At 50.0% G+C, this 376-nt stretch carries 1 protein-coding gene; it reads left to right on the top strand.

Annotated features, from left to right (window positions below; translation table 11 throughout):
* Window positions 1-22: 22 nt before the first annotated feature.
* The coding region (locus CHH60_RS29430) for a hypothetical protein (RefSeq protein ID WP_217990011.1) at window positions 23-376 on the top strand (354 nt) is incomplete at its 3' end.

A 376-nucleotide genomic window follows, 5' to 3' on the forward strand; every position in this document is an offset into this window, starting at 1 on the left:
ACTGGTAGGGGATATCACACGATTGACAGAAGCGGAAGCAGCAATTGCTGGACTGGAAGCTCAAGCGGCAGCAGATCTGGAAGCCGCCAACCGGGTGAAAGCTAAAATTGCAGATTTACCTGAAAAAAGTGAGATAACACTAGCCAATAAAACGGTCGTGGTTGAAGCACGCTCGGCTTATGAAGCGTTAACTACGACTCAAAAGACGTTGGTAGGAGATATCACGCGATTGACGGAAGCGGAAGCAGCAATTGCTGGACTGGAAGCTCAAGCAGCCGCGGATCTGGAAGATGCCAATCAGGTGAAGGCAGCAATCGAAGGCTTGCCTGTAAAAGAGGACGTAGAGCTTGCTGACAAAGCAGCAGTGGAAGAAGTC

The sequence above is a fragment of the Paenibacillus sp. 7523-1 genome, from assembly GCF_002276415.1.
GTDB classification, from domain to species: Bacteria; Bacillota; Bacilli; order Paenibacillales; family Paenibacillaceae; genus Paenibacillus; species Paenibacillus illinoisensis_A.